This is a genomic window from Streptomyces africanus (assembly GCF_002150735.1).
GTDB lineage: Bacteria > Actinomycetota > Actinomycetes > Streptomycetales > Streptomycetaceae > Streptomyces > Streptomyces africanus.
In genome coordinates, this window is record NZ_MUKA01000017.1 from 1 (window position 1) to 25,138 (window position 25,138).

The following is a 25,138-nucleotide window of genomic DNA, read 5'->3' on the forward strand; positions in this document are numbered from 1 at the left end:
CGCCGTCATCACGGGCGGCGCCGGATTCGTCGGCTCCCACCTGTGCGCCGCCCGTGATGACGGCGTGTTCCCAGCTCCGTGAGAGGGCGGTGGTCATCTCGGTCTCTCCTCCGTCAGCGGCGTCACGGCCCGGCGCGACGGTGTACGCCTCGCGCCGCGGAAGGTGGCCGGAGGCCGTCGAGCCCACGCTCAGCGTCCGCCGCCGGTGCGACCACGGCACGACCGCGTACGGCAAACCGGTGAGTCACGGAGGGTGAGGGGTTGGGGTTACCAGCTGTTAACGCAGGTCGGGGCAGAGGGAGCCGCGGGGAGTCGGCAATGGGGCGGGCCTGCGGGCAGCGCTCAGGGCCGACGGCCGAACCGCGTCGGGGCCGCGGCCACCGCGGGCGTACGGACCGGCACCTCCGCGCGGACGGACACCGCCGAAGGCCGGCGGACCGAGGCCGCCGGGAGCCGGCGGCGCTGGGCCGTCAGGGGCGGGGCCCCGTGTCAGGCGATCAGTGTGCGGCCCGGGTGCAGGCGGGCGAGGAGTTGTGCCTGGTGGAGGCCGGCCACGGGGGCGAGCAGGTCGGGGTGGCGCAGGAGGGCGGCGGCGCGCTGGTCGCTGTCGTCGGGTGCGACGAGCCGGCGGAACTCGGCCGGTGTGCCGGTGCTGTGGCTGCCCTCGGCGAGCGCGGCCACCGCCAGGGCGGCCAGCTCCGGGTCGGTGAGCAGACTGGCCGCCCAGCTCGCCACGACCTCGTCCACCCAGGTGCGCCAGGCGTGCGCGTCGACGTCGTCGCCGAGGGACGCGTCCGCGCCGGTGAGCCAGTCCAGCCGCGCGGAGCCCCCGGGGCCCGCCATGCCGACCAGCGCGGCGTCCATCTCCGTCGGGTACCTGAGCCACGCCGCGACCGTCACGGCCTGCCGGGCCTGCACCTCGCACAGCGCGGAGGCGAGCGCGCCGCCGGAGGCGGGGAAGGCGCGGGTCAGCCACTGGGCGGTCGCCGCTATGACAGGAGAGAGATCTGCTTGCACTGCCGGGCCGTCCGAAAGGGGGTGGGAAGCGGGGGGATCTGCCCGTAGACGGTAGCCGCCGCTCCGCGTACCCGGACGTGATCGGGGCCTCGTCCAGGATGTGTCCTCGGCCACATCGAAAACGGGACGAATGGGCAGGGCCGGTGATCCCGTTTCGCCGGGAGGGGCCCGGGCACTCGCCACGCATCGTCTTCCGCAAGCCGGCGGTCGGGGCAGGGCCGGAGCAGGACAGGAGCAGTGCCATGACGGAACAGCGAACGGATCCGCCGGGCGCCCAGCGTGCTGCCGCCACCGACATGTCGCTGCTGGGCGTCTACCTCAACGACCATCTCGCCGGCGCCACCGCCGGGACGGCGCGGATACGTCACCTGGTGCGCTCGTGCCGGGGTACGGCGCTCGCCGACACCCTGGCCCCGGTCGCCGCCGAGATCGCCGAGGACCGGGCGAGCCTGCTCCACATCATGCGGCGGCTCGACGTCCCGGTGCGGCGCTACAAGGTCTACGCGGGCCGGGCGGCGGAGCAGGTGGGCCGGCTGAAGAGCAACGGCAGCCTGGTACGCCGGTCCCCGCTGAGCACACTGTGGGAGCTGGAGGCGCTGGGTCTGGGGGTGGAGGGCAAGTCGGCCGGCTGGCAGACGCTCCGCGACCTGGCCGCCACCGACACGCGTCTCGATCCGCGGCACCTCGACGACCTCATCGAACGGGCCCGGCGGCAGCGCGCCACGCTGGCGGAACTGCGCCACGGTCAGGTTCAGGTCGCCTTCCGCGAGTCCTGACGCGCAGGTCCCGCCGCCGGACCCGATTCACCAGAACCTGCTGCTGAGGGCCGGCTGATGCGACAGTTCCACGGCGTCCCGCAGCCGCAGCGCGACGCTGATGGTGGCCCGCAGGGCGGAGGGCCGTACGCTCTGGGCGGTCTCCGTGGCCAGGACCAGCAGGCAGGCCGCCGCCTGCTCGACGACCGACGCGGGGAGGACGAAGTCGGTGTCGGCGGCCGCGCGGAACGCCTTCAGGGGGACCGCGGCCCCGTCGATGGACCGGTGTGCGGCCTGCTCCAGATGCTGTGCGGCCTGTTCGCACACGGGGGCGGGCAGGGCGATGGTGCGCTGGAACGGTGAGCTCGTCATACCCCGACTGGTCCCCCGCCGGTGGCCGGTTCTGTCGGCGGGCGGCGCGATTTCACCGTCCCGCGTGACCGGGGGGTGGCGAATGTCCCGGAATCGAAACGGCCGCCGGGCGGGGCACAACGGCGGCCGGGAACGAGAGGTCTACACCTGCGATCGGCTTCCCGCGCCAACGGTCCGCCGCGGCGCGGGGAGCACGCAGAAGAGACCACAACGGGGGTATCCAGAATGTTCCGCAACGTTGCGCGCCCGACCCGCTGGCGCCTGTTCGCAGTCGGTTGTGTCGCCGCCCTGGGCATCGGCGCGGCGGCCGTTCCGGCCGCTGCCGCGTCCGCCGTCGACGCCAACGACCGGTACACCGCCCAGGAGATCCACACGTTCCTCGAGGACTTCTACGGGGAGCAGGGGCCCGGGGACTTCGCCCGTAAGTACGGGATCTCGCCGCAGTTGAAGGAGAAGGTCGCCGCCAACCCGGAGTTCGATGTCCTGCTGTGCGCGCAGAACATCCCGGTGTCCATCGACGTCGGTGCGGTGACCACGGCCCAGTCGGCACGGGTCGGCTGGGCGACGGTGAGCACGTACTGGAACGGCGGGTCCGACAAGGCCGACTTCAGGGCGTACGTCGACCTCGACGCGACGCGCCCGATCCAGTTGCTGGACGTCGATTGCGGGTCCGAGGGCTGAGTTCCGGGCCTCTGGGGGTGCGGTCGTACTCTGGGTGTTCGATCAAGCTCGAACCCGAGGGAGGAGCGCGAATGACCGCCCCTGCGGATGTCGTGGCCCGGCTCACCGGGCGGGCGGTCACCGGGGAACGGCCGCTGTCCGGGGGCCTCGCCGAGGTCACGCTCGACGACGGGCGGGTGGTGATCGTCAAGCGCGCCGAGGGTCCTGGGGCGGTGCGGGCCGAGGCGGCCGGGCTGCGCTGGCTGGCCGGCGCCGGCACGGTGCGGGTACCGGCCGTGCACGGCCACGACGGGAACTGGCTGGTCATCGACCGGGTGACGCAGGGGCGGCCGAGCCGGGAGGCGGCGGTCCGCTTCGGCCGCGACCTGGCCGCCCTGCATGCCGCCGGGGCGCCCGCGTTCGGCGCGCCGCCGCCGGACGGGCCGGCGGACGCGTACATCGGGCTGGCCCCGATGCGCAACGAGCCCGGCACGGCCTGGCCGGGCTGGTACGCCGAGCATCGCGTGCTGCCCTATCTGCGGCGCGCGGTCGACCAGGGCACCGTCCGCCCCGGCGAGGCGGCCGACGTGGAGCGGCTGTGCGAGCGACTGCCGGAGCTGGCGGGGCCCGCCGAGCCGCCCGCGCGGCTGCACGGCGACCTGTGGAACGGCAACGTGCTGTGGGCGGCCGACGGGGACGTCCGGCTGATCGACCCGGCCGCGCACGGCGGGCACCGCGAGACCGATCTGGCGATGCTGCGACTGTTCGGCTGCCCGCACCTGGAGCAGGTGCTGGACGGCTACCAGGAGGAGGCGCCGCTCGCCGAGGGCTGGGCGGACCGCGTCGGCGTACACCAGCTGTTCCCGCTGCTGGTGCACGCCGTGCTGTTCGGCCGGAGCTACGCGGAACAGGCCCTCGCGATGGCCCGTACCGCCCTGTCGAAGTGACCGGTCAACGGATCACGACGTGCCGTTCGTCCGGCACGCAGTGGGTCATGGTGAGGCCCTCGACGTCCCGTGGCGGGTTCTTGCCCAGGTTGGCCAGGCGTTCGCGGTCCTCGTCCGTGAGGTCCTGGCTCGCCAGCGGCTCCAGACCGGCGACGTCCTCCGGGCCGATGCCCAGCCCCTCGCCGACGCTCAGCCCCAGGTCGTTCTCGACCAGCAGGAAGTGCCAGACCATGCGCTCCTGCACGGCGCGGTCGCACTGGGACAATTGACCGATGAAGTTCTTCACCAGGTCGTCCCGCTCCCAGTCCTCCAGCAGCAGGTAGCGCTGCCCGGCCTGCAGGTAGTCGTTGGTGCGGGGGATGCGCTTGCGGGTGAGCCGCCCCTCGATCACGGGTCCCTGCTCGTCGTGGGTCGGATAGCGGGCCTCGCGCAGACCGCCGGTGATCGACGGCTCGTAGTTGACCTGCGGGTTCTCACCACCGCCGTCGACGTGGTACGCCATCTGGCCGTCGCGCTGGTTGGTGCGCACGTCCGCGTTCTTGGCCTGGTTGACGGGCAGTTGCAGATAGTTCGGGCCGACCCGGTAGCGCTGGGTGTCGCTGTAGGAGAAGGTCCGGCCGACGAGCATCTTGTCGTCGGAGAAGTCCAGGCCGTCGACGAGGACGCCGGTGCCGAAGGAGATCTGCTCGTTCTCGGCGAAGAAGTCCCGCGGCATCCGGTCGAGCACCATCCGGCCCACCGGCTTCGGCGGGAAGTCCTGCTCGGGCCAGGTCTTGGTGTCGTCCAGCGGGTCGAAGTCGAGCTCGGGGTGGTCGTGGTCGTCCATCATCTGGACGAGCAGCTCCCACTCCGGGTAGTCGCCGCGGGCCACCGACTCGTACAGGTCCTTGGTGGCGTGGCCGAGGGAGTCGGCCTGGACGCCCGCCGCGTCCTCCTCGGTCATGCTGCGCACGCCCTGCTTGGGCATCCAGTGGTACTTGACCAGTTTGGTGTCGCCGTCGGCGTTGACCCACTTGTACGTGTTGACGCCGAAGCCCTGCATATGGCGGTAGTCCGCGGGGATGCCGCGCGGGCTGAACAGGTTGACCAGCATGTGCATCGCCTCGGGCGTCTGCGACATGAAGTCGAAGATGCGGCGGGGCTGCTGCTCGAAGGTGACCGGGTCCGGCTTGAGGGCGTGGATGACGTCCGGGAACTTGATGGCGTCACGGATGAAGAAGACGCCGAGGTTGTTGCCGACCAGGTCCCAGTTGCCGTCCTCCGTGTAGAACTTGACCGCGAAACCACGTGGGTCGCGGGCGGCCTCGGAGGAGTCGCGTCCGCCGATGACGGTGGAGAAGCGGACGGCCACGTCGGTGCGTTTGCCGCGTTCCTGGAAGAGTTTGGCCCGGGTGTAGCGGCTGATCGGCTCGTCGCCCCAGGTGCCGTAGGTCTCGAAGTGACCGTAGGCGGTGACGCCGCGGGCGTGCACGACGCGCTCGGGGATGCGTTCCCGGTCGAAGTGGCTGATCTTCTCGAGGAACTGGTAGTTCTCCAGCGTGGCGGGGCCTCGGGCGCCGATGGTGCGCTGGTTCTGGTTGTCGTAGACCGGATGGCCCTGGCGGTTGGTGAGGACCTCGCGGTCGTCGCCCGGAGCGGGACCGGTACCGGATACGTCCGTCATATGCGTGGGCTCCTTCGGCTCATGGCCGGCGGCCGACCGGGGCGGCGCCGCGAGCGGCCGCCCGGCCGGTCATGGCGGAACGCCCGGGTACCCGGCGGAGCAGGGTCAGTCACGTGCCGAAGGTTCCAGGGCCTGCCCTCTTGGGGATGCACGATCAGGGCGTGAACCGGGGCCCGGTCAGGGGCCGCTCACGCGTGCCGTCCCGCGCACCACGGACCAGACCTCCGCGAGGAGGGCCCGATGGTTCTCGCCGTACGCGGCGACGGCCGCGAACACCGCGTCGAGAGCCGCCCGGAGCGGGTCGGGTTCGGCGGCGCCGCTCACCGCGGGGAGGGCCATGTGCGGCTGCGACATCCGCACGGACGGGTCCGGCGGGCCGAAGGTGACCGCCATGGCGTACGGGCCGGAGCCGGATCCCTGCGCTGACGCCACGGCGCACGGGCCGGAGCCGGATCCCTGCGCTGCCGCCACGGCGTACGGGCCGGAGCCGGATCCCTGTGCTGTCGCCACGGTGTACGCGCCGGAGCCGGATCCCTGCGGCGTCACCTCGGCGCACGGGCCGGGCCCCGGGACCCGAGGCGTCACCTCGGCGCACGGACCGGAGTCGGACGCCTGCGCTGACGCCACACCGTACGCACCGGAGCCGGACGCCCGCGGCGTCACCTCGGCGCACGGGCCAGACCCCGAGACCCGCGGCGTCACCTCGGCGCACGGACCGGAGTCGGAGACCTGCGCTGACGCCACAGCGCACGCACCGGAGCCGGACGCCCGCGGCGTCACCTCGGCGCACGGGCCAGACCCCGAGACCCGCGGCGTCACCTCGGCGCACCGGCCTGAGTCGGACGCCTGCCAGTTCGCCACGGCGGTCGCCGGGCCCACCACGGCCTGTGCGGCCTGTGCGGCGTCCAGGGGTTGCGGCACGGGCGTGCCCGGGGACGCGGGCCGGCGGAAGGGCGGCCGCTCGGGCGGGACGGCCCGGCCCACCGTCCTGTCCGGGACCCGCGGGTCGGTGGCCAGGGTCTCCCACATGCGGGCGTCGTCGTCGAACGGCGGCGGCAGCGGACGGCCTTCGGACAGGGCCGTCAGCGCGCCCGCGACCCAGTCGAGGGCGGTGAGACCGGCCGCTTCACACGCCCGGCGGGCCGCGAACAGGGCCACCGCGCGCTGAGTGGCGGGGCCGGACGCGTCGATCGCATGGACCAGGGCGGGGTCGAATTCGAGCAGGCCGCGGACGTTGCCGCCGACGTCACGCAGAGCCTGGCTCGGTGACTGTCCGCCCCACTCCCATCGTTCGAAGGCGAGCCGGTGTTCCCGCTCCGCCGTTTCCTCGGCGAGGCGGGCCTGGCGTTCGGCTTCGGCGCGTTCGGCCGGGGTGGGTGGCGGCGGCAGTTCGCGGGCGTAGCGGTGCCAGTAGGCGGCGACCTGCGAGGTCTGTTTCAGGACGCGGTCCGGTGCGGGCGGGGCGGGCCAGAACTGGAGGAGGTAGCAGTCGAGTCGGGGCTCGCCGTCCATCCGGGTGTCCCGCTCGCTCGCCTGGTCCATGCCCTGGGCGCAGTACCGCACCCGGTAGTCGGTCTCCTCCTCGAGATCGAGCTGCCAGGAGTCTCCCCCTCCCCATTCCACCAACGCGCTGTCCGCCGACACCGGGCGGAAGGACACCTCCACCACGTCCTCCCAGGCCGGATCCAGCGGCGGCGCCTGCTCGTGCACCTCGACCGTGAAGCCCACCGAGCCGGTGTGCAGACCGGTGTTCAGCCACAGAGCACCCGGTGTCGCCGCCCCGCACAGTCCCGCACGCTGCCCGGCGAACGCCTCCGCGAGGCCCGGCCCGAAGCAGTCCGGATCGGTCTCGACGTAGATCTGGCCGTAGTGCACATGGACCTCTCCCTCGACCGGTCTGCGCACGATCAGCTCCTCCTCGTTTGGGGATGGGATGGTGAGCTGTCGGCATCGTGGCATCCACCACTGACAATCAGAGCGCGATCAGGGGAGAACGGGAGAGCGGAAGCATGCGGCACGTCTACTGGATCGGGGGCGGGAGCGGCGCGGGCAAGTCCACGATCGCCCGCCGGCTCGCCGCTCGGCACGGCTGGCGCCTCTACGCGACGGACGATGTGATGGGGGATCACGCCCGCCGGACCACGCCCGAAGAGGCGCCGCTGCTGCACGAGTTCATGGCCATGGACATGGACGAACGCTGGGTGAACCGGTCTCCGGAGACCATGCTCGAGACGTTCCACTGGTTTGGCGGCGAGGGCTTCGGGCTGATCGTCGAGGACCTGCTGCGCATGCCGCCGGACGCCTGTGTCGTCGTCGAGGGCTTCCGGCTGCTGCCGCACCTCGTGCAACCCCTGCTCCCCGGGCCGGGGCACGCCGTCTGGCTCCTGCCCACACCGGAGTTCCGGCAGGCCGCGTTCACGAGCCGGGCCACGCCGGGCGGAGGGTTCACGGAGCGGACCAGTGACCCGGAGCGGGCGAGCCGCAACATCGCCGTGCGGGACCACCTGTTCACGGAACGCCTCCGCGAGGAGACCGCACGCCTCCAACTGCCCACCGTCACGGTCGACCTGACGATGTCGGAGGACGAACTCACCGAACGGGTGAGCGGGATTTTCCGGCTCTGATCCCGTACAACTTCCGGTCGGCGCCGGGTGTCTTCATCACCGAACGGAACAACTCCGTCCCGAATCGTTCCAACGGGGGAACACATGAGCCTGGCCCGCAGCCTGACCCGCCGCGGCACGACCGCAGTCCTCACCGTCGCGATGGCGGCCGCCCTCGGCGCCGCCGGCGCCGGGGCGTCCAGCGCGGACTCCGCCGCACCGCAGACCCGGCAGATCGCCTCGTCCGTCCTCGGCTCCGACTACAAGATCACTCTCACCGCGCTGCGTTCGACGCAGGACGAGTACGCCGCCTCGGTGCGTCTCCAGGTGTACACGCAGTCCGACGGCGCCTGGAAGGAGTCGGACCGTGTGACCGTGGGCGACGTGGACGGCTGGTTCTGGTACCCGCTCACCGGCAAGGGCGCCGTCTGTGAGTTCTCGGCCGCGAGCACCGAGCCCGCGCCGCTGACGGTGAGCCTGCTGCGCACGCCGTCCCTCGGCTGCTCCGAGCCGGCCGAGTACGTCGTGAAGGAGGGCAAGGTCTACGCCGGCTGAACCCTGCCGGACACGACAGGGCCCGGACGCCGCCGACCGGCGGAGTCCGGGCCGCGTTGCCCCGGTAGGGCCTCAGCCGCCGTTGAGGCGTGCGCGCAGGAGGTTCTTGCCCAGTTCGGCACCCTTGCGGCTGTCCGCCTGCGCCTTGCGGAACAGGTCCGCGACCTCGGTGTCCTTGGCGCGCTCCGCGTCCTGGATGTAGCTCTCCAGACGCAGGGCGTTGTTCAGGCACGCCTCGACGTACCAGATCAGGTTGTAGTCCTTGTCCTGCGTACCGGTCACGCCGCCGGTCTCCGTCTCGCTGGTCATTCGAGCCTCCTTCTTGCGGAGCGGACCTCTTCAGGCGCCGGACGGGTACCCGTCCTCCGGTCGGACACACAGCCCGCATGCGTCACGTTGCGTGACCGTTCGGTCACGTCCTCGCCGGACGGGCGGCCGACCCGACGGTCAGACCCGTACGGACCACCAACTCCCCTCCTCCGTACGGCAATACCGACAGTTGTCACAGAAGCGAACAGACACTGGTCAGTTTCAGAACGAAGTGCCGTTCCACCGTGCGAAAGCGGTCGATGACAGTGTGTACTGTGCTGCGGGTGGCTCGTGAGAGCACCTCGGACTCCGCCCTGCCCGACTCTCCCTGGACTCGACTCGATGATCGAATTACCGGACCTGGTCGTCGGCGGTCTCGCCGTCGGCACACTGTCCGCGTTCGCCCTCGGCGGCGGGTTGCTGCGCTCACGGCGGCAACTGGCCGCACAGCGCGCGAAGACGGCCGCCCTGCGGGCACAACTCGACGGCACCACACGGGCGTTCACGGCCGAGGTCGAGCACCTGGCGGCGCGGCGCGTGCCCGCCGCCGCCCGGCAGGCGGCCCATCCGCACGTCGCGGTGCCCGGCCCGCTCGGTCCGCAGCTCTCCGGTTCGCCCCTGGGTCTCGCGCTGGAGCAGGTGCTGAAGGGGCTGCACGCCGAACTCGCCGCGCAGCGCACCCGGATCGACGCCGCCGCGCAGGCCGGGATGCGTGGCGCCACGCGGGAGATCCAGGCGGCGCTGTACCGGTTGCAGGACGCCCTGCGGGGTCTGCAACAGCGCTATGACGACCCGGAGTTGGCGCAGACGCTGTTCGAGCTGGACCACGAGAACGAGCAGTCGCTGCGGCGCGCGCAGATCGCCGCGGTGGTGTGCGGGGCCTGGGTGGGGCTGGCCCGGGAGGAGTCCCACCTCGTGGACGCGGTGACGGGCGGTCAGGCCCGGCTCGCGGGCTACCAGCGCGTCCGGATCCACAACCACCTTCAGGCCGGGACGGCCCTGGTGTCGCACGCCGTCGAACCGGTCGCCATCATCGTCGCCGAGCTGCTCGACAACGCGCTGCGGCACTCCGCGCCCGACACCGACGTCGTGGTCAACCTGGAGGCGGTCCACCACGGTGTCTGCGTCACCGTCGACGACGCCGGGCTGGGGATGACGCAGGACGAACGGGCCCGCGCCCAGCGGATGGTGGCCGGCTCGGAACCGATCCTGCTCACGGAGCTCGGCGATCCGCCGCGCATGGGACTCGCCGCCATCGGCCAGCTGACCCGGCAGTTCGAGCTGAGCGTGGACCTGTCCTCCCCGTCCCCGTACGGCGGCGTGCGGGCGGTGCTGCGGGTCGACAGCCACCTGCTGACCCGCATCGATCCCGACGAAGTGCCTCCCGCGGCCAGCGCCCCGCGCTCGACACGCAGGGCGGGGCGGGACACGGCGGACGGTGCCGCCTCGTCCCCCGGTGGCGCGTCGTCCCCCAGCGACGCGCCGGGCGCAGCCGCCCCTGCCGCCCCGGCCTGCGAACCCGATCCGGCCCCGGCCTCCGCCGCCAGGAAGCCCGGGCAGCCGTCCGCCCCCACCTCACCCGACGATCACGGCTACGGCACGGACCAGGACGACGAGGACTCCGCCCCGGCCCCGGGCCACCACGGCCCCCGTGACAACGGCGGACTCCCCCAGCGGCGTCGCCGCAGCCGGGCCACGCCCCTGCCGGGCACCCCGGCCGCCGCGCCCGCACCCGCACCGCAGCGCCGCCCGCGGCGTCCCGAGGAGTCCGCCGCCGCCCTCGGCGCCCTCCAGTCCGGCACGGCGGCCGCACGTTTCGCCGCGCGGCCGAACACCGGCGCCCCTCCAGCCGTATCTGAGGGTGCCCCGGCCGCGACCACGGCCGACGGGCCCGACGAGACCGGCCGAGACCAAAACGACCACGAAGGGGGAACGGCTCGATGACCAGCCGCGCAACGGGGGACACGGCCTGGGTGCTCGAACCGGTTCTGGAGGTGCCGCACGTCGTGGCCGCCGTCCTGCTCACCCGGGACGGGCTCGTGACCGGCTACACCGACGCGCTGTCGCAGCCGTCGGCCGAGCGGGTCGCCGCCATCACCAGCACCGTGCAGGGCGCCTGCCGTACCGCGGCGGCGGCGTTCGCCGACACCGACCGGGCCGACATCCGGCAGGTCGTCATCGAGTCGGACCACGGCTATGTGCTCATCGTCCCGACGGACCACGGCACCTGCGTGGCCGCGTACGGCGACCCCGAGGTGCGTCTGGACCTGCTCGCGCACCGGGTGCACTCGCAGGTCGCGCGGCTGGGTGAGAAGGCGATGGCCGCCGGGCCCCGAGGCGCCGACGGCGGCACGCCGGCATGACCGGCCGCCGAGGCGGCCGTCCCCTGGTTCCCGCGTATCTGTCGACCGGCGGTGTGGCCCGGCCCAGCCGTGCGCATCTGGAGCGGCTGTCGGTCCTCACCGGCAGCGGCGAGCCGGCTCCCGCCGATCTGCCCGCCGCGCAGGCGGCCCTGCTGGAGGAGCTGGAGTACGGGTCGCTGACGGTGGTGGAGGCCGCGGCCCTGCTGCGGCTGCCCGTCTCCGCCGTGCTGGTGCTGGCCGCCGACCTCGTCGACCGCGACCTGGTGCTGGCCCGCGCGCCGATCCCGCCCGCCCGGCGCTTCGACCCCGACCTGCTGAAGAGAGTGGCCGATGGCCTCCGCGACCTCAAGCACCGTTGACGCCGCCTCCGGCGGCGACGGCATCCATCTCCCGGACACCGCCCGCGACCTGGTGAAGATCCTGGTCACGGGGCCTTTCGGGGTGGGCAAGACCACCCTGATCGACTCGGTCTCGGAGATCCGCCCGCTGCACACCGAGGAGCAGCTCACCGAGGCGTCCGCGCAGGTGGACGATCTCGCCGGGGTCCGGGACAAGTCGACCACCACGGTCGCCATCGACTTCGGCCGGATCAGCCTGCCGGGCGGGATCGTGCTGTATCTGTTCGGCACGCCCGGCCAGGAGCGGTTCCGGTCGCTGTGGGGCGACATCGCCCATGGTGCGCTCGGCGCGCTCGTGCTGGTCGACGCCCGCCGGATCGACGCCTCGTTCGACGTGCTCGGGCTGGTCGAGGAGACAGGGCTGCCGTACGCGGTCGCCTTCAACACCTTCCCGGACGCGCCGCGGCACCACACGCCCGAGCAGTTGCGCGCCGCCCTGGACCTGGAGCCGACGACCCCCATGGTGACCTGCGACGCGCGGGAGGCGAACTCCTCGATCGACGCCCTGCTCGCCCTGGTCCAGCACCTGATCGACCACCGACCCGCGGAGTACCGGTGACCCACCCGTCCCCTGCCGAGCAGGCCTTCTCCCGCGCGGTGCCCGTCCGCCTGTGGGAGGACGGCTTCGCCCACGACCCCCGCCCGTACTACGCCGCCCTGCGCGCCCAGGGCCCGGTCGGCTGGGCGGAACTCGCGCCCGGTGTGCCGGCGTACGTCGTCACGGACCGGCGGGCGGCGCTGGACCTGCTGCACGACACGCAGAACTTCTCGCACGATCCCCGGCCGTGGCAGGCGACCGTTCCCGACGACTCCCCCGTGCTCGGGATGATGCGCTGGCGGCCCAACACCCTGTTCGCCGACGGTGCCGCGCACATCCGCTACCGCACCACCCTGATCGACGCCTTCGACCTGGTGGAGCCGCACGACCTGCGGGAGCGCGTGCACCGGGCGGTGCATCTGCTGGTGAGCCGGATCGGGCCGCGGGGCGAGGCCGACCTGGTCGGCGAGTTCACCCGGCCGTTGATGGCGCTGGTGTTCAACAGCCTGTTCGGCCTGCCGGACAGCGCCAGCGACCGGCTCGACGCCGCGCTGGGCAAGCTGATCGAGGGCGGCGCACAGTCGGCGGAGGGCGAGGCGGAGTTCGCCGGGTACGTGCTGGAGCTGATCGCGGCCAAGACCGAGCGGCGCGGCGACGACCTGCCGAGCTGGCTGCTGGACCATCCGGCGGGGCTGACCCCCGAGGAGGTCACCTGGCAGGTGTTCCTCACGCTCGGCGCGGGACACGAGCCGACGGCCAACCTGGTGTCCAACGCGCTGTCCAGGATCCTCGGCAACCCGGCCTACTACTCGACGCTCACCAGCGGCGCCCGCCCGGTGACGGACGCGGTGCTGGAGGTGCTGCACCACGAGACGCCGCTCGCCAACTACGGCATCCACTACGCCCGCACGCCGGTCACCTTCCACGGCGTGTGGATCAGGGCCGCGGTGCCGGTGGTGATCTCGTACGGGGCGCTGGCGCAGGCCACCGAGCAGGAGCGCGGCGCGGACCGGCACCCGGGCGACGCCTCCCACCTGTCCTGGTCGGCGGGCCCGCACGCCTGCCCGGTCAAGCAGCACACGCTGCTCATCGCCACCGAGGCGATCGAACGGCTCACGCAGTGGCTGCCCGACCTGGAACCCGTGCTGCCCCGCGAGCGTCTCACCTGGCGGCCCGGCCCGTTCCACCGCTCGCTGACGGCGCTGCCCGTCCGTTTCACTCCCCGCTCCCCCGATCAGCCAGGAGGACGAACGTGACCGTGACCGACCGCATCGCACTCGACCCGTTCGGCGCGGACATCGCGGGCGAGTGCGCCCGGCTGCGCGCCCTCGGCCCGATCGTGCCCGTGGAGCTGCCCGGCGGGATCCCCGCCTGGGCGCCCACGCGCTACGACACGCTGAAGGAACTCATCCTCGACCCGCGGGTCAGCAAGGACCCGCGGCTGCACTGGCGGCTGTGGCCCGAGATCGGCGAGCACCCGTCCTGGGGCTGGATCGTGGGCTGGGTAGGCGTGGTGAACATGCTCTCCACCTACGGCGCGGACCACACGCGGCTGCGCAAGCTGGTGGCGCCCAGCTTCACGCACCGGCGCACCGAGGCGCTGCGGCCCCGGGTGGAGGCGATCACCGCGGAGCTGCTGGACGCGCTCGACGCGGCCGACGGCGAGGTCGTGGACATCAGGGAGGGATTAGCCCATCCGCTGCCGATGCGGATCATCTGCGAACTGTTCGGTGTCCCCGACGAGTTGCGCCAGGACACCGCCCGGATGATCGCGGCCCTGATGGACACCACCGACCCGAGTCCGGAGCACGCGGCGTCCGTCCAGCGGCAGATCGGCACGGTGCTGCCCGCGCTGATCGCGCACAAGACCGCGCACCCCGGTGACGACATGACCACGGAGCTGATCCGGGTCCGGGACGAGGACGGCGGCCGGCTCAGCGACGAGGAGTTGCTGTACACACTGCTGCTGGTCATCGGGGCCGGTTTCGAGACCACCGTCAATCTCGTCGGCAACGCGGTCGTGGCCCTGCTCCGCCACCCCGAGCAGCTCGCCGCCGTACGGTCCGGGGAGATCGGCTGGGACGCCGTCGTCGACGAGACGCTGCGCGCCCACCCGTCGGTCGCCTCGCTGCCGCTCCGGTTCGCCGTCACGGACCTCACCGTCGGCGACGTCACGATCCCGGCCGGAGACGCCATCCTCACGACGTACGCCGCCGCGGGGCTCGACCCCGAGCACTACGGGCCGGACGCCGGCGTCTTCGACGCCACGCGCGCCGCAGACGACCATCTGTCGTTCGGGATCGGGGTCCACCGCTGCATCGGGGCACCGCTGGCCCGCCTGGAGGCGCTGACCGCGCTGCCGGCGTTGTTCGACCGGTTCCCCGGCCTGAGCCTGGCCGCCGGTGACGAGGGCCTGCGGCAGGTGGCGTCCTTCATCGCATTCGGCTGGCAGGAGATTCCCGTGCGGCTGCGCGGCTGAGGCAAGCGAAGGGCTGCCGCCCCGCGGGCAGCGCGCGAGAGCGCGACCGGTCCCCCGTTCCGGTCGAGCCCCCGCGGTTCGTCGAACCTACGTCGCCGGCCGAGGCCCTGTGAATCGTGTCGATGCCCGTTGCGCGCTCAACAGGGCTCACCCGTGCACAGCGGAGTCCGGATGGCCCGGTTTCGTCCCGTCGGGACCTGGCCAACCGGTTGCCCATGCGGCACAGACGGTCAGTCGTGGCGGCGGAAAGCCGGCAGATCGAGGTCACCGACGGCCAGGTGGGCCAGCACGACCTCGTACAGGTCGGTGCCCGCGGCGAGCAGTTGGCGTTCGAGGACGGGCTCGGCGCTGCGGACGTGCTCGCGCACGGTCTGCGGGTGCATGCCCAGGATCTGCGCGGCCCGTTCGGCGTTGCCGCCGGCGGTGATCCAGGTGCGCAGCGTCCGGCGCGGGTTCCTGGCGTCCGCGTCCAGCCGGCCGAGCAGGTCCTGGGCCCAGGTGCGTACGGCGGGACCGGACAGCAGGTCGGAGAGCCGGAGCGTGGAGTTCCCGGTGTCGTCGGGGTACTGGGCGTCGGGCAGGCCGATCTGGGTGTTGAGCGCCAGGTGGACGACGGCCCGGACCGTGAGGTCGGCGAAGTCGGTGCCGAGCAGGGTCTCCACGCGTTCCATGCGGGCGCGGACGGTGTTGCGGCTGACGCCGAGGACCTTGGCGGCGCTGACGGCCGTGAACTCCAGGCCCAGGCGGGTGGTGGCGAGGAGTTCGGCGCGGGTGTGGTGCGGCAGGGTGTCGAGCGGGCGCAGCACCCGGGCCGTCCAGCCGCGCAGCGCCCCCGGGTCCATGAGGCGCTCGGGACGGGTGCGCTCGGCGTAGACCGCCGTCTTGTCGGGCCGGAAGTGGGCGACCGCGAGGGCGCTGACGGCCTGTCCGTACGCGGTGGCGGTCCGGGCGAGGCTCTGCCGGACGCTGCCGCCGAGGAAGATGTCCGGGTGCCGGCCGACCAGGGACCGCAGGGTCTCGCCGGTGCTGTCGCGGGGGCTGACGACGATCACATGGCCGTCCATGGCCGGACAGCGCACGACCAGGGCGTCCTCGCCGGTGCCGTCCAGGCACTCCTCGGCGATGCGGTCGCGTACGGCGGCGTCGGACTCGACGACGTACACGCACGCCGTGTCGGCGTCGAGCAGTCCGGGCCAGAGCCCGGCGGCGACGCGGCGGGCGGCGATGGTGTCCTCGACCATCAGCAGTTGCAGGATGGCCAGGCGCAGGTCGGAGGTGGCCCGGCGGAGCCGGTGCCCGGCCGCGGTCGACTCGCGCGCGGTCAGCAGGAGCTCGATCACCTGGGCGGTGTGGGTGACGACGTCGGCGGCCCGGCGGTCGAAGGGGGTCTCGCGGGAGACGGCCAGGACGCAGGTGTGGGACGGGTGTTCCACCCTGACCAGGCGCTGGTGGCGCTCCTGGCTCTCCCAGGCGGCGGAGGCGATCCGGCCGGCGGTGATGTCCGTGACGAGGCCCTCGTCCAGCGGGAGCCGGGTTCCGGCGATGAGGTTGCCGGCGGCGTCCTGGAGGGCCACGGATCCGCGCACGGTGCCGGCGAGCCAGCCCACGACCCGGCGCACGTCGCGCCCCGCCGGGCGCAGGTGGTCGAGCAGTTCCTCCGCCCACGCCGGGCCCTGCCCGGCCGGTGTCCGCTGCTGCCGGTTCCCGTCCTCTCGGCCAGCCACCTCGGCCTTCCCCTCGTTGCCCGCGCCGCCTCCGGCGCACCGGTCGGGGACGTTACCCCACACGTCCCGCGCTCTCGTCCCGGGCATCCCGGGCGGACCCGCCCGGCGCCCTCCCGCAGGCCGGCACCCCGCCCTGCGCCACCGCACCGCGCGGGCGGCATAAGCTCGACGGATGGCGAAGTACTACGACGTGCACCCCGACAACCCCCAGCCCCGCACCATCGGCCAGATCGCCGACAGCATCCGTGCGGACGCTCTTGTCGCCTACCCCACGGACTCCTGTTACGCACTGGGCTGCCGTCTGGGCAGCCGTGACGGCATCGAGCGGATCCGTACGATCCGCAAGCTGGACGACCGGCACCACTTCACTCTCGTGTGCCAGGACTTCGCGCAGCTCGGCCAGTTCGTGCGGATCGACAACGACGTGTTCCGCGCGATCAAGGCGTCGACGCCCGGCAGCTACACGTTCATCCTGCCCGCGACGAAGGAGGTGCCGCGCATGCTGCAGCACCCCAAGAAGAAGACGGTCGGCGTGCGGATCCCCGACCATGTCGTCACCCAGGCCCTGCTCGCCGAGCTCGGTGAGCCGCTGCTGTCCAGCACCCTGCTGCTGCCCGGCGAGGACGAGCCGATGACACAGGGCTGGGAGATCAAGGACCTGCTCGACCACGTGCTGGACGGGGTGGTCGACTCCGGTGACTGCGGGACCGAGCCGACGACGGTGATCGACTTCTCCGGCGGGGAGGCCGAGATCGTGCGGCACGGCGCGGGCGACACGTCACGGTTCGAGTAAAGCGCGCGCCAAGGGGCGTGCACACCCTGCCGTGTGCCGGGGGGTGGGCGAAATGCCCCGCGAAGCGGCGTGTCACGATGCCCGTGATCCGCCCGGCTCACGCGGACGGGTTCCTGGCCGACACCGCAGAGAGGCAGCCCACTCATGACCGCCGTACAGGGAACCGCTGTCGACATCCCCACCGAGGACGGCACCGCCGACGCGTATCTGGCACATCCCGCCGACGGGGCCGCCCACCCGGGGGTCCTGCTCTACATGGACGCCTTCGGACTGCGTCCGCGGCTGCGGTCGATGGCCGACCGGCTGGCCGGCGAGGGCTACACGGTGCTGGTGCCCAACGTGTTCTACCGGCACGGCCGCGCCCCGCTGTTCGATCTGCCCGAGTTCATCGACCCGGGGGCGCGGCCGGAGATCTTCGAGCGCATCATGCCGGTCATGCAGGCCCTGACGCCCGAGCGGGCGATGCGGGACGCCGGTGCCTATCTGCGCCTGCTGGCCGAGTCCTCCGCGGTGGCCGACGGTCCGGTCGCGCTGACCGGTTACTGCATGGGGGCGCGCCTGTCGCTGCTCACGGCCGGGACCTACCCGGAGCGGGTCGCGGCCGCGGCCGGCTTCCACGGCGGGCGGCTGGCGACGGACACACCGGACAGCCCGCACCTGGTGGCCGGCAATGTCACCGCCGAACTGTACTTCGGCCACGCCGACCAGGACCCCTCGCTGCCCCGGGAGCAGATCGAGCGCCTGGAGGAGGCCCTGACCGCGGCGGGCGTCCGCCACCGGTGCGAGGTGTACACGGGCGCGCCGCACGGTTTCACGCAGTCCGACACCGCGTCGTACCACAAGGAGGCCGACGAGCGGCACTGGGCGGCGCTGCTCGACCTGCTGAAGCGCACATTCTGACCTCAATCGGCCCCTGTTCGACAGGACTTGCCGCCCTACCGGCGGTAAGGGCTTGCTCTCCCGCGATCCCTGCGCGTAGACCTTGCGGAACATCAGGCATGACTCGGGGGGAGTTGGGCCCATGGAGGGCACGGTCGACGGGTTCCGCTACGGTGCGGTGACCCCGGTGGCGGCGTATCTGATGGCCTGTCTGGGAGGGGCGCTGGGGCTGCGGTGCATCGTGCGCTCACTGCTGAACTCGCGGTCCTGGAAGCCGGGTTGGCTGGCGTTAGGCGCCGCCTCCATCGGATGCGGGATCTGGACGATGCACTTCATCGCCATGACCGGCTTCCACGTGGAGGAGACCCGGGTCCGTTATGACGCGGCCACGACGGTGCTCAGTCTCGTCGTGGCCGTCGCCGTCGTGGGCATCGGCGTGTTCATCGTCGGCTACCGCGGCCCGGGCCGAGGCACCCTGGCGGTCGCGGGTGTCGTCACCGGACTGGGGGTGGCGGCCATGCACTACCTGGGCATGGCGGCGCTGCGGCTGCACGGCGACGTCGGCTACGACCCGGTCGGCGTGGTGCTGTCCGTGCTGATCGCCATCGCCGCCGCGACCGCCGCGCTGTGGTCGGCCGTCACGGTCCGCGGTCTGGTGACGAGCCTCGGGGCGAGCCTGGTGATGGGCGTGGCGGTGTCCGGGATGCACTACACGGGCATGGCCGCCGTCAGCGTCCATGTGCACGACACGACCGGCGGGACGTGGGAGGGCGACTCGGCCCTGTCGCTGCTGCTGCCGATGCTGCTGGGGCCGGTCGTCTTCCTGCTGCTGGCCGGGGTCGTGATCATGTTCGACCCGCTGCTGGTCCACGGCGAGCGGGCCGGGAACCGGAACCCCGCCCCGCCTCCGAGCGGCTCCGCGGGCATCCGGGCCGCCCGCGCCGTTCCCGGGCCGCGTACGTCGTGGCACGACACGGACTCGCCCGCCCGCGGCCGGTGAACGACCCGCCTGCGGACGGCTCGAAGATCATTGTTACGGTGCAGCGGTGTCCGACTCCTCACGCCACACTGCCGAGGGCGCCGGCTGGGGCACCGGTGAACGCGGCGCGTACCGGCAGTTGATGCCCCGGCAGGTCGAGAAGATCTCCTGGCTGGACCCGAGAATGCTGTGGGCCGCCCGCAACGGCGTGCTGGCCTCCTGGTTCGGGGATCCGACCGGCCGCACCCGCGGCCGGTGGGTGGCACAGCGCGCGGCCGCCGGCGCACCGGCCGACAAGGTGATCCGGCGCGACGACCCGGACCGCTTCTCGTTCCTGGTCATCGGCGACACCGGCGAGGGCGACGACCCCCAGTACGCCGTCGTGCCGGGCCTTCTGAAGACCGGTCAGGACACCAGCTTCGCCGTGCTGGCCAGTGACGTGATCTACCCGGTGGGCAGCGCGGACGACTACGGCACCAAGTTCTTCCGCCCGTACCAGGACTACCAGGCGCCGATCTACGCGATACCCGGCAACCACGACTGGTACGAGGACCTCGGCGGCTTCATGCGTGTCTTCTGCGACGACGCCCCGCCGCTGCCGCCCGAGCCCCGGCCCCGCCCGCTGACCCGTGCCTGGCTGCGGTCCCTGCTGTGGCACCGGCCGCGACCGGACGACGGTCACGACCTCGCCGAGGCCCGGAAGTTGCGCCCGGCACCCGCCCAGCAGGCCGTCCAGCCGGGCCCGTACTGGGCGATCGACGCCGGACCGGTGCGGATCATAGGCATCGACACGGGCCTGCTGGGCACCCTCGACGCCGAGCAGGGCGCCTGGCTGCGCGAGGTCTCCCGGGGGTCCCGCCCGAAGATCCTCGTCACCGGGTCGCCCCTGTACGTGGACGGCAAGCGCGAGCCGTGCGCCATCGAAGGGGGCGGCACCGTCGACGACATCGTCCGCGCCCCGGAGCACCACTACGTGGCGGCGATAGGCGGCGACATCCACAACTACCAGCGCTACCCGGTCCGGCTGGACGACGGACGCACCATCCAGTACGTGGTCGCGGGCGGCGGCGGGGCGTTCATGCACGCCACCCACACCATCCCCCGCGTCGACGTCGCGAACGTGACCGAGCGGGACTTCCGCTGCTATCCGCTGCGCGGCGACTCCCTCGCCTTCTACAGCCGGCTCTACGGCCGCCGGCTGCGCATGCCCCGCTTCTTCACGCTCACCGAGTCGGAGGCGACGGCCGTGATCGCCGAGCGCCTGGGCATCCCGCCGACCCGCGTCCCGGGCGCGGCCACCCGCGTCACCCGGCGCGTCCGGCTGGTCGCCGGGCTGCTGGGCACCGGCCGCCGGCCCGACCGGGCCAGGCGGTTCCGGCTGCCCGTGCGCAAGATCTACACGTCGCTGTTCTCGCCGGGCTCGGCGACGTACAGCCCGCCGTTCTTCAAGTGCTTCCTGCGCCTGGACGTCTCCCCGGAGTCGGTCCGGCTGCGCTGCTTCGCGGCGACCGGCAACCGCGCCCAGGAACTCGCCCCGCCGGTCGAGGACGAGGTGACGATCCCGCTGCGCTGACCCGCGGGAACCGGCGCGGCGGGAACAGCACGGGTCGCTGCCGGGTTGGCACCGGCGTAGGCCATTGAACGTTCAATGATGGAGGGCTCGTGTCACCGACCCCACGACCGCTGCGCAAGCTGGGCTTCCTGACCATCGGGCTGTTCGACGAGGCGGATCCGCGGCGCGGCCACGAGTCCACGCTGGAGATCATCGAACTGGGCGAGCGGCTCGGCTTCGACAGCGCGTGGGTGCGCCACCGCCATCTCCAGTACGGCATCTCCTCCCCCGTCGCCGTCCTGTCCGCGGCCTCGCAGCGCACCCGCCGGATCGAACTCGGCACGGCGGTCATCCCGCTCGGCTGGGAGAACCCGCTGCGCCTCGCCGAGGACCTGGCCACCGTCGACCTGCTGTCCGGGGGCCGGCTCAACCCGGGCGTCAGCGTGGGCCCGCCGATGCACTTCGACCAGGTCAAGGGCGCGCTCTACCCGGACACGGCCGACGCCGAGGACTTCGGCTACGGGCGGGTGGAGCGGCTGCTGGACGCCGTGCGGGGCGAGCCGGTGACGGACTTCAGCGGGACGGAAGGGTTCGAGACCTTCTCCGGCCGGGTGCAGCCCCACTCTCCCGGCCTGGGCCGCCGCCTGTGGTACGGCGGCGGCAGCCTGCGGTCCGCCCGGTGGGCCGGCGAGCACGGCATGAACCTGCTCACGAGCAGCGTCGTCAAGGCCGAAGACCCCGACGGGCCCCACGACTTCGCGGAGATCCAGCTCTCCCACATCCGGGCGTTCCGCGCCGCCCACCCGGACGGCGAGGCCGCCCGCGTGTCACAGGGTCTCGTCGTCATCCCCACGGACTCCGCCTCGCCCGGGCAGCGCGCCCGCTACGAGAAGTACGCCGCCGAGCGCACGCCCCGTACGGCCGCACCGCAGGGCCCGGCGCGGCTGCTGTTCGCGCCGGACCTGGTGGGCACGTCGGAGGAGATCGCCGAACGGCTGCACGCGCACGCGGCGTTCCGGGAGGTGGACGAGGTCGCGTTCGCGCTCCCGTTCACCTTCGAGCACGAGGACTACGTCCAGATCCTCACCGACATGGCAACCAGGCTCGGCCCGGCTCTGGGATGGCGACCGGGCGTCTAGCGCACCACGCGGTGGCGGAGGTAGACGAAGCGCGAGCTGAAGGTGCGGGTCTCGACGAGTTCGAGATCCACCCGGCGCTCGTCCCGAGGAAAGAACGGAATGCCACCGCCGACGAGGACCGGGTAGACCACGGCCCGGTACTCGTCGATCAGACCCGCCGCGGCCGCCTGGGCGGCGAGCGTCGCACCGCCGATCGCGATGTCGCCCTCCCCCGGCTCGGCCCGCAACCGCTCGATCTCCTCCGCCACGGTGCCCGAGGCCAGCTGGGCATGGCCCTCGACCGCCGACAGCGTCGTGGAGAACACCACCTTCGGGAGCGGCTTCCACAGCGCGGTCCACTCGAGCTCCGCCTCGCCGAGCGAGGGATCCTGGTCGGCGGTCTCCCAGTACAGCATCGTCTCGTACAGCCGTCGTCCCATCAGGTGGACGCCGACGTCCCGGATCTCGTCGATCCAGAAGCGGAAGACCTCCGGGTCGGGCGCCGTCCAGTCGAAGCCGCCGTCCGGCCCGACGATGTAGCCGTCCAGTGAGACGCTCATCGAATACGTCACGCTGCGCATCGGTGTCCTCCTGAGTAAGGGGTTCGACAGTACGACCACGGGACACCGCGAAACTCATCGCGACGCGCGGATCGCCTTCGTGTCACCAACGCCCGGGCGCGGTCCCGGTGATCGGCTCCGACGCCCTGCCGTCCACCCCGGCGGGCACGTCCCCGGCGAGCATCACCCGGTGCATGATCCGCGGGTGCTCGAGGTGTGCCGTGTCGCCGGGAGCCAGGTGCATCGTGGCGCGGTTGTCCCAGAACGCCACGCTGCCCGGCTCCCAGCGGAACCGGACCGTGTACTCGGGCCGCACCGCCTGCTCCAGCAGCATCTGAAGGATCGCGGCGCTCTCGGGCCGGGAGAGGCCGGCGATCTGCTCGACGTAGTAGCCGTTGACGTAGAGGACCCGCTCGCCCGTCTCCGGGTGGACGCGCACCAGGGGGTGCAGCGAGGCGACCTGGCGGTCCAGCAGGTGACGGACGTAGGCGTCGTCGCCGGGCCGGGGCTGGTAGCCGACGCCGAGCCGGTGCTCGGCCCGCAGCCCGTCGACGAACTGCCGCAGCGGCGCGGAGAGCCCGGCGTACGCCGCCGCGAGATTCGACCAGGTGGTGTCGCCGCCGTAGGGCGGCACGGTCTCGGCGCGCAGGATCGTCGCGGCGGGCGGGTCGACGCGGGCGCCGTGGTCACAGTGCCAGCCGCGCAGCAGGGTGTGGCGGCGGCGCCCCAGCCACTCGTCGTGCTCCATGCCGAACCGACCGCCCAGTTCCAGCCGGTCGGCGGTCGTCTCGATCTCGGGGAAGTCCGCGGGTGAGGCCTTGCCGCGCCGCGGCAGCACCACCGTCTCCCCGAACCGCCGCGCGAACGCCACGTGCCCGGCGTGGTCCAGCCGCTGCCCCCGGAAGAACACCACCTTCCACCGCAGCACCGCCGCCCTGATCGCGGCGACCACGGCGTCGTCCAGGTCCGCGGCCAGGTCGACCCCGCTGATCTCGGCGCCGATGTGCCCGGCGACCGGCTTCACCTCCACCCCGGTCTCCCGCACCGCCTCGTCCGTCATCGGGCTGTCCGTCGTCATGCGCACTCCGCTGGTCGTGGGCGTGGTCGTGCCTACCGGAAGATCGTGACAGCGATTCCCGCCCGGGGCGACACCGCACCAGCGCCCACGCCCCTCACACCTCGAACTCCCGGATCACGGTGTTCCGGAACACCGCCCTCCCGTCGACCGTGAACAGCGCGAGCCCGGTGTCGACCAGGTACGGGAAGACCGCCGACGCGTGCGCGTACCGGCCGTCGTCGAGGAACAGTTCCACGGATGTGCGGTCGACCAGGATGCGCAGGCTCACCGTGCGCCGGGCCGGGTCGAAGGGGCTCCGGCTCTCCTGCCATCTGCCCGACAGGTCGGGTGACACGGAGGGGGGGCGGTTGAGGTAGGCGTAGTCGCGGTGGACGCCGGCGTCGATGTGCCGGACGCCGTCCGGGGAGCGCCGCAGCTGCACGCCCGCGCCCGTGAGCTGGTCCCAGGTGACCTCGCAGGTCAGTTCGTACGCGGTGCCCCGGTAGTCGAGGACGCGGGTGCCCTCGACCACCAGGTCGCCGAGCCGCACCGTGCGCGTTACGTACCGGTCGAGCGCGGTGACCGGCCGGGATGCCAGGTGGTAGGTGCCGTCGGCAGCGCGCTTCAGCGTGATCTCGCGGACGATCGAGTCGGTGCCGTTGAAGCCGTCGCTGTCGATGGTGGGCGTGATGTGGGCGTAGTCCCAGTTGTTCAGCCAGCCGATCGCGTAGCGCGTCCGCTCGTCGAGGGCGCCGTTCGCCGTCCGCTTCTCGAAGGTGACGGCCCCGTACCAGTCCCAGCCGTGGTCGAGCCACTGCGGCTCTTCGGCGTCGGCCGTGAAGGCACTGCCGTCGAAGGAGCCCGTCCAGTACGCGTACGTGTTGGGCAGCCCGGCTCCCTTGCCGTTGGCGCTCACCCCGAGCACCCACTTGGCCGTGCCGTCCGCGGCGCGGATCCGGAACAGGTCCGGGCACTCCAGCACGCCGATGCCGCTCTTGACGAAGCCGCTCCCGTACGTCCAGGACTTGAGGTCGGCGGAGTGGTAGAAGCCGACCTTGTCGTTCTCGGCAAGGGTCATCACCCACCGGCCGCGTTCCTCGTCGCGGATCACCTTCGGGTCGCGGAAGTCGCGCACGCCCGGGTTGGGCAGCACCGGGTCGGTGCCGTGCGGGGTGAACGTCCGTCCGCCGTCGGTGGAGTAGTACAGGTACTGCGCCTGGTCGCTCGGGCCGTCGTGCGGCGACATGGTGGCCAGGACGACGACCGCGCCCGCCCCGAAGCCCGCCGTGTTCTCCGTGTCGACCACCGCGGAGCCCGACCAGACGTCGCCGTTGGGGGTGGTGTCCTTGGGCACGGCGATCCCCCGGTCGGTGAAGGAGACCAGGTCGGTGCTGGTGGCCAGCCGCCAGGCGGTGCCGATCGCGCCGGACAGGTAGTCGGCGTTGTGCAGGTAGAAGTAGTGATACGTGCCGTCGATCCAGACCGGGCGCTGCGGGTCGTTCTTCCACTGCTCGGGGACGGTGAAGTGGTAGGCCGCGCGGTAGCTCGCGCAGCCGTTGCGTGGCCTGGCCTCCGCCGTGCCCGCCGCCGCGGGCAGCAACGCGCCGGCCGCGCCCACGGCCGACCCGGCGAACAGGGCCCTCCTCGTGATCCCGCCCATCACACCTCGTTCCTCTCGTCGGAAACGGTGACTCATGTGCATCAGGACTGTGGGACCTAACTCGTTAAAGGTCAAGCGGTCCCGCTGTCTTGACACACCTGGGCGGCGCTCACATCATCTGGGGCATCAGTCCTCAACTAACACGAGTTAGGCCCCA

25 protein-coding genes are annotated in these 25,138 nt (G+C 72.5%); 16 read left to right on the forward strand and 9 right to left on the reverse strand.

Annotation, left to right across the window (positions count from 1 at the left end; translation table 11 throughout):
* Positions 1-489 precede the first annotated feature (489 nt).
* Positions 490-1,017, reverse strand: coding sequence for a hypothetical protein (locus CCL05_RS02640; RefSeq protein WP_086558846.1), 528 nt, complete (start codon positions 1,015-1,017; stop codon positions 490-492).
* Between the two features lie 242 nt (positions 1,018-1,259).
* Between CCL05_RS02640 and CCL05_RS02645 the strand changes: the two genes are divergently transcribed.
* Positions 1,260-1,793: a hypothetical protein gene (locus CCL05_RS02645; protein WP_086558847.1), complete on the forward strand. Its 534-nt coding sequence runs from the start codon at positions 1,260-1,262 to the stop codon at positions 1,791-1,793.
* A gap of 27 nt (positions 1,794-1,820) precedes the next feature.
* Here CCL05_RS02645 and CCL05_RS02650 read toward each other — a convergent pair whose 3' ends face one another.
* Positions 1,821-2,144 (reverse strand): hypothetical protein, encoded by a 324-nt coding sequence (locus CCL05_RS02650; RefSeq protein ID WP_086558848.1) that lies wholly within the window; start codon positions 2,142-2,144, stop codon positions 1,821-1,823.
* A gap of 225 nt (positions 2,145-2,369) precedes the next feature.
* Between CCL05_RS02650 and CCL05_RS02655 the strand changes: the two genes are divergently transcribed.
* Positions 2,370-2,825 carry a hypothetical protein gene (locus CCL05_RS02655; protein WP_086558849.1) on the forward strand — a complete coding sequence of 152 codons (456 nt, stop codon included), beginning with the start codon at positions 2,370-2,372 and terminating at the stop codon, positions 2,823-2,825.
* A gap of 71 nt (positions 2,826-2,896) precedes the next feature.
* Positions 2,897-3,751: a fructosamine kinase family protein gene (locus CCL05_RS02660; protein WP_086558850.1), complete on the forward strand. Its 855-nt coding sequence runs from the start codon at positions 2,897-2,899 to the stop codon at positions 3,749-3,751.
* A gap of 4 nt (positions 3,752-3,755) precedes the next feature.
* On the opposite strand, the gene CCL05_RS02665 is transcribed toward CCL05_RS02660, so the two are convergent.
* Together CCL05_RS02665 and CCL05_RS45835 are read right to left on the reverse strand one after the other, a co-directional pair.
* Positions 3,756-5,414: a catalase gene (locus tag CCL05_RS02665; protein ID WP_086558851.1), complete on the reverse strand. Its 1,659-nt coding sequence runs from the start codon at positions 5,412-5,414 to the stop codon at positions 3,756-3,758.
* Positions 5,415-5,591: 177 nt separating this feature from the next.
* Positions 5,592-7,319 carry a hypothetical protein gene (locus tag CCL05_RS45835; RefSeq protein WP_244204133.1) on the reverse strand — a complete coding sequence of 576 codons (1,728 nt, stop codon included), beginning with the start codon at positions 7,317-7,319 and terminating at the stop codon, positions 5,592-5,594.
* Between the two features lie 104 nt (positions 7,320-7,423).
* Here CCL05_RS45835 and CCL05_RS02680 point away from each other — a divergent pair, with 104 nt between their 5' ends.
* Together CCL05_RS02680 and CCL05_RS02685 are read left to right on the forward strand one after the other, a co-directional pair.
* Positions 7,424-8,038, forward strand: coding sequence for a P-loop NTPase family protein (locus CCL05_RS02680; protein ID WP_086558852.1), 615 nt, complete (start codon positions 7,424-7,426; stop codon positions 8,036-8,038).
* A gap of 84 nt (positions 8,039-8,122) precedes the next feature.
* Positions 8,123-8,572, forward strand: coding sequence for a hypothetical protein (locus CCL05_RS02685; RefSeq protein WP_086558853.1), 450 nt, complete (start codon positions 8,123-8,125; stop codon positions 8,570-8,572).
* A gap of 72 nt (positions 8,573-8,644) precedes the next feature.
* Here the strand turns inward: CCL05_RS02685 and CCL05_RS02690 are convergent, their stop codons facing one another.
* Positions 8,645-8,881 carry a hypothetical protein gene (locus CCL05_RS02690; protein ID WP_020276938.1) on the reverse strand — a complete coding sequence of 79 codons (237 nt, stop codon included), beginning with the start codon at positions 8,879-8,881 and terminating at the stop codon, positions 8,645-8,647.
* A 342-nt stretch (positions 8,882-9,223) separates the two neighbouring features.
* Here CCL05_RS02690 and CCL05_RS02695 point away from each other — a divergent pair, with 342 nt between their 5' ends.
* The 6 genes from CCL05_RS02695 to CCL05_RS02720 are packed head-to-tail and all read left to right on the forward strand — an operon-like array spanning position 9,224 to position 14,659.
* Positions 9,224-10,825: an ATP-binding protein gene (locus tag CCL05_RS02695; protein ID WP_086558854.1), complete on the forward strand. Its 1,602-nt coding sequence runs from the start codon at positions 9,224-9,226 to the stop codon at positions 10,823-10,825.
* Positions 10,822-11,244, forward strand: coding sequence for a roadblock/LC7 domain-containing protein (locus CCL05_RS02700; RefSeq protein WP_086558855.1), 423 nt, complete (start codon positions 10,822-10,824; stop codon positions 11,242-11,244). Before CCL05_RS02695 ends, CCL05_RS02700 begins: the two co-directional genes overlap by 4 nt.
* A complete protein-coding gene (locus tag CCL05_RS02705) occupies positions 11,241-11,603 on the forward strand; it encodes a DUF742 domain-containing protein (RefSeq protein WP_086558856.1) in 363 nt (120 codons plus the stop codon). Before CCL05_RS02700 ends, CCL05_RS02705 begins: the two co-directional genes overlap by 4 nt.
* Positions 11,575-12,201, forward strand: a complete 627-nt coding sequence (locus CCL05_RS02710) for a GTP-binding protein (protein WP_086558857.1) — start codon at positions 11,575-11,577, stop codon at positions 12,199-12,201. The genes CCL05_RS02705 and CCL05_RS02710 overlap by 29 nt, the downstream gene beginning before the upstream one ends.
* Positions 12,198-13,436, forward strand: coding sequence for a cytochrome P450 family protein (locus CCL05_RS02715; RefSeq protein WP_086558858.1), 1,239 nt, complete (start codon positions 12,198-12,200; stop codon positions 13,434-13,436). The genes CCL05_RS02710 and CCL05_RS02715 overlap by 4 nt, the downstream gene beginning before the upstream one ends.
* Complete coding sequence (locus tag CCL05_RS02720; RefSeq protein ID WP_086558859.1) at positions 13,433-14,659, forward strand: cytochrome P450 family protein; 1,227 nt, start codon at positions 13,433-13,435, stop codon at positions 14,657-14,659. Before CCL05_RS02715 ends, CCL05_RS02720 begins: the two co-directional genes overlap by 4 nt.
* Before the next feature lie 230 nt (positions 14,660-14,889).
* Here the strand turns inward: CCL05_RS02720 and CCL05_RS02725 are convergent, their stop codons facing one another.
* On the reverse strand, positions 14,890-16,383 hold the full coding sequence (locus CCL05_RS02725) for a helix-turn-helix domain-containing protein (protein ID WP_086558905.1): 1,494 nt from the start codon (positions 16,381-16,383) through the stop codon (positions 14,890-14,892).
* A gap of 172 nt (positions 16,384-16,555) precedes the next feature.
* Between CCL05_RS02725 and CCL05_RS02730 the strand changes: the two genes are divergently transcribed.
* The 5 genes from CCL05_RS02730 to CCL05_RS02750 all read left to right on the forward strand — a co-directional run bounded on the left by CCL05_RS02730 (position 16,556) and on the right by CCL05_RS02750 (position 21,725).
* The gene (locus CCL05_RS02730; protein WP_167409495.1) at positions 16,556-17,176 is read left to right on the forward strand and encodes an L-threonylcarbamoyladenylate synthase; all 621 of its coding nucleotides are present in this window, start codon (positions 16,556-16,558) and stop codon (positions 17,174-17,176) included.
* A 144-nt stretch (positions 17,177-17,320) separates the two neighbouring features.
* Positions 17,321-18,076 carry a dienelactone hydrolase family protein gene (locus tag CCL05_RS02735; RefSeq protein WP_086558860.1) on the forward strand — a complete coding sequence of 252 codons (756 nt, stop codon included), beginning with the start codon at positions 17,321-17,323 and terminating at the stop codon, positions 18,074-18,076.
* A gap of 121 nt (positions 18,077-18,197) precedes the next feature.
* On the forward strand, positions 18,198-19,055 hold the full coding sequence (locus CCL05_RS02740) for an MHYT domain-containing protein (RefSeq protein ID WP_086558861.1): 858 nt from the start codon (positions 18,198-18,200) through the stop codon (positions 19,053-19,055).
* 46 nt (positions 19,056-19,101) lie between these two features.
* Positions 19,102-20,607 (forward strand): metallophosphoesterase family protein, encoded by a 1,506-nt coding sequence (locus CCL05_RS02745; protein WP_086558862.1) that lies wholly within the window; start codon positions 19,102-19,104, stop codon positions 20,605-20,607.
* An 89-nt stretch (positions 20,608-20,696) separates the two neighbouring features.
* Entirely contained in the window at positions 20,697-21,725 is a 1,029-nt protein-coding gene (locus CCL05_RS02750) for an LLM class flavin-dependent oxidoreductase (RefSeq protein WP_086558863.1), read from the forward strand.
* Here the strand turns inward: CCL05_RS02750 and CCL05_RS02755 are convergent.
* The 3 genes from CCL05_RS02755 to CCL05_RS02765 all read right to left on the reverse strand — a co-directional run bounded on the left by CCL05_RS02755 (position 21,722) and on the right by CCL05_RS02765 (position 24,981).
* Positions 21,722-22,285 (reverse strand): dihydrofolate reductase family protein, encoded by a 564-nt coding sequence (locus CCL05_RS02755; RefSeq protein WP_086558864.1) that lies wholly within the window; start codon positions 22,283-22,285, stop codon positions 21,722-21,724. The two genes, CCL05_RS02750 and CCL05_RS02755, sit on opposite strands and share 4 nt — an antisense overlap.
* An 82-nt stretch (positions 22,286-22,367) precedes the next feature.
* Positions 22,368-23,342: a TauD/TfdA dioxygenase family protein gene (locus CCL05_RS02760; protein ID WP_086558865.1), complete on the reverse strand. Its 975-nt coding sequence runs from the start codon at positions 23,340-23,342 to the stop codon at positions 22,368-22,370.
* A gap of 94 nt (positions 23,343-23,436) precedes the next feature.
* Entirely contained in the window at positions 23,437-24,981 is a 1,545-nt protein-coding gene (locus CCL05_RS02765) for a glycoside hydrolase family 32 protein (protein WP_086558866.1), read from the reverse strand.
* Positions 24,982-25,138 lie beyond the last annotated feature (157 nt).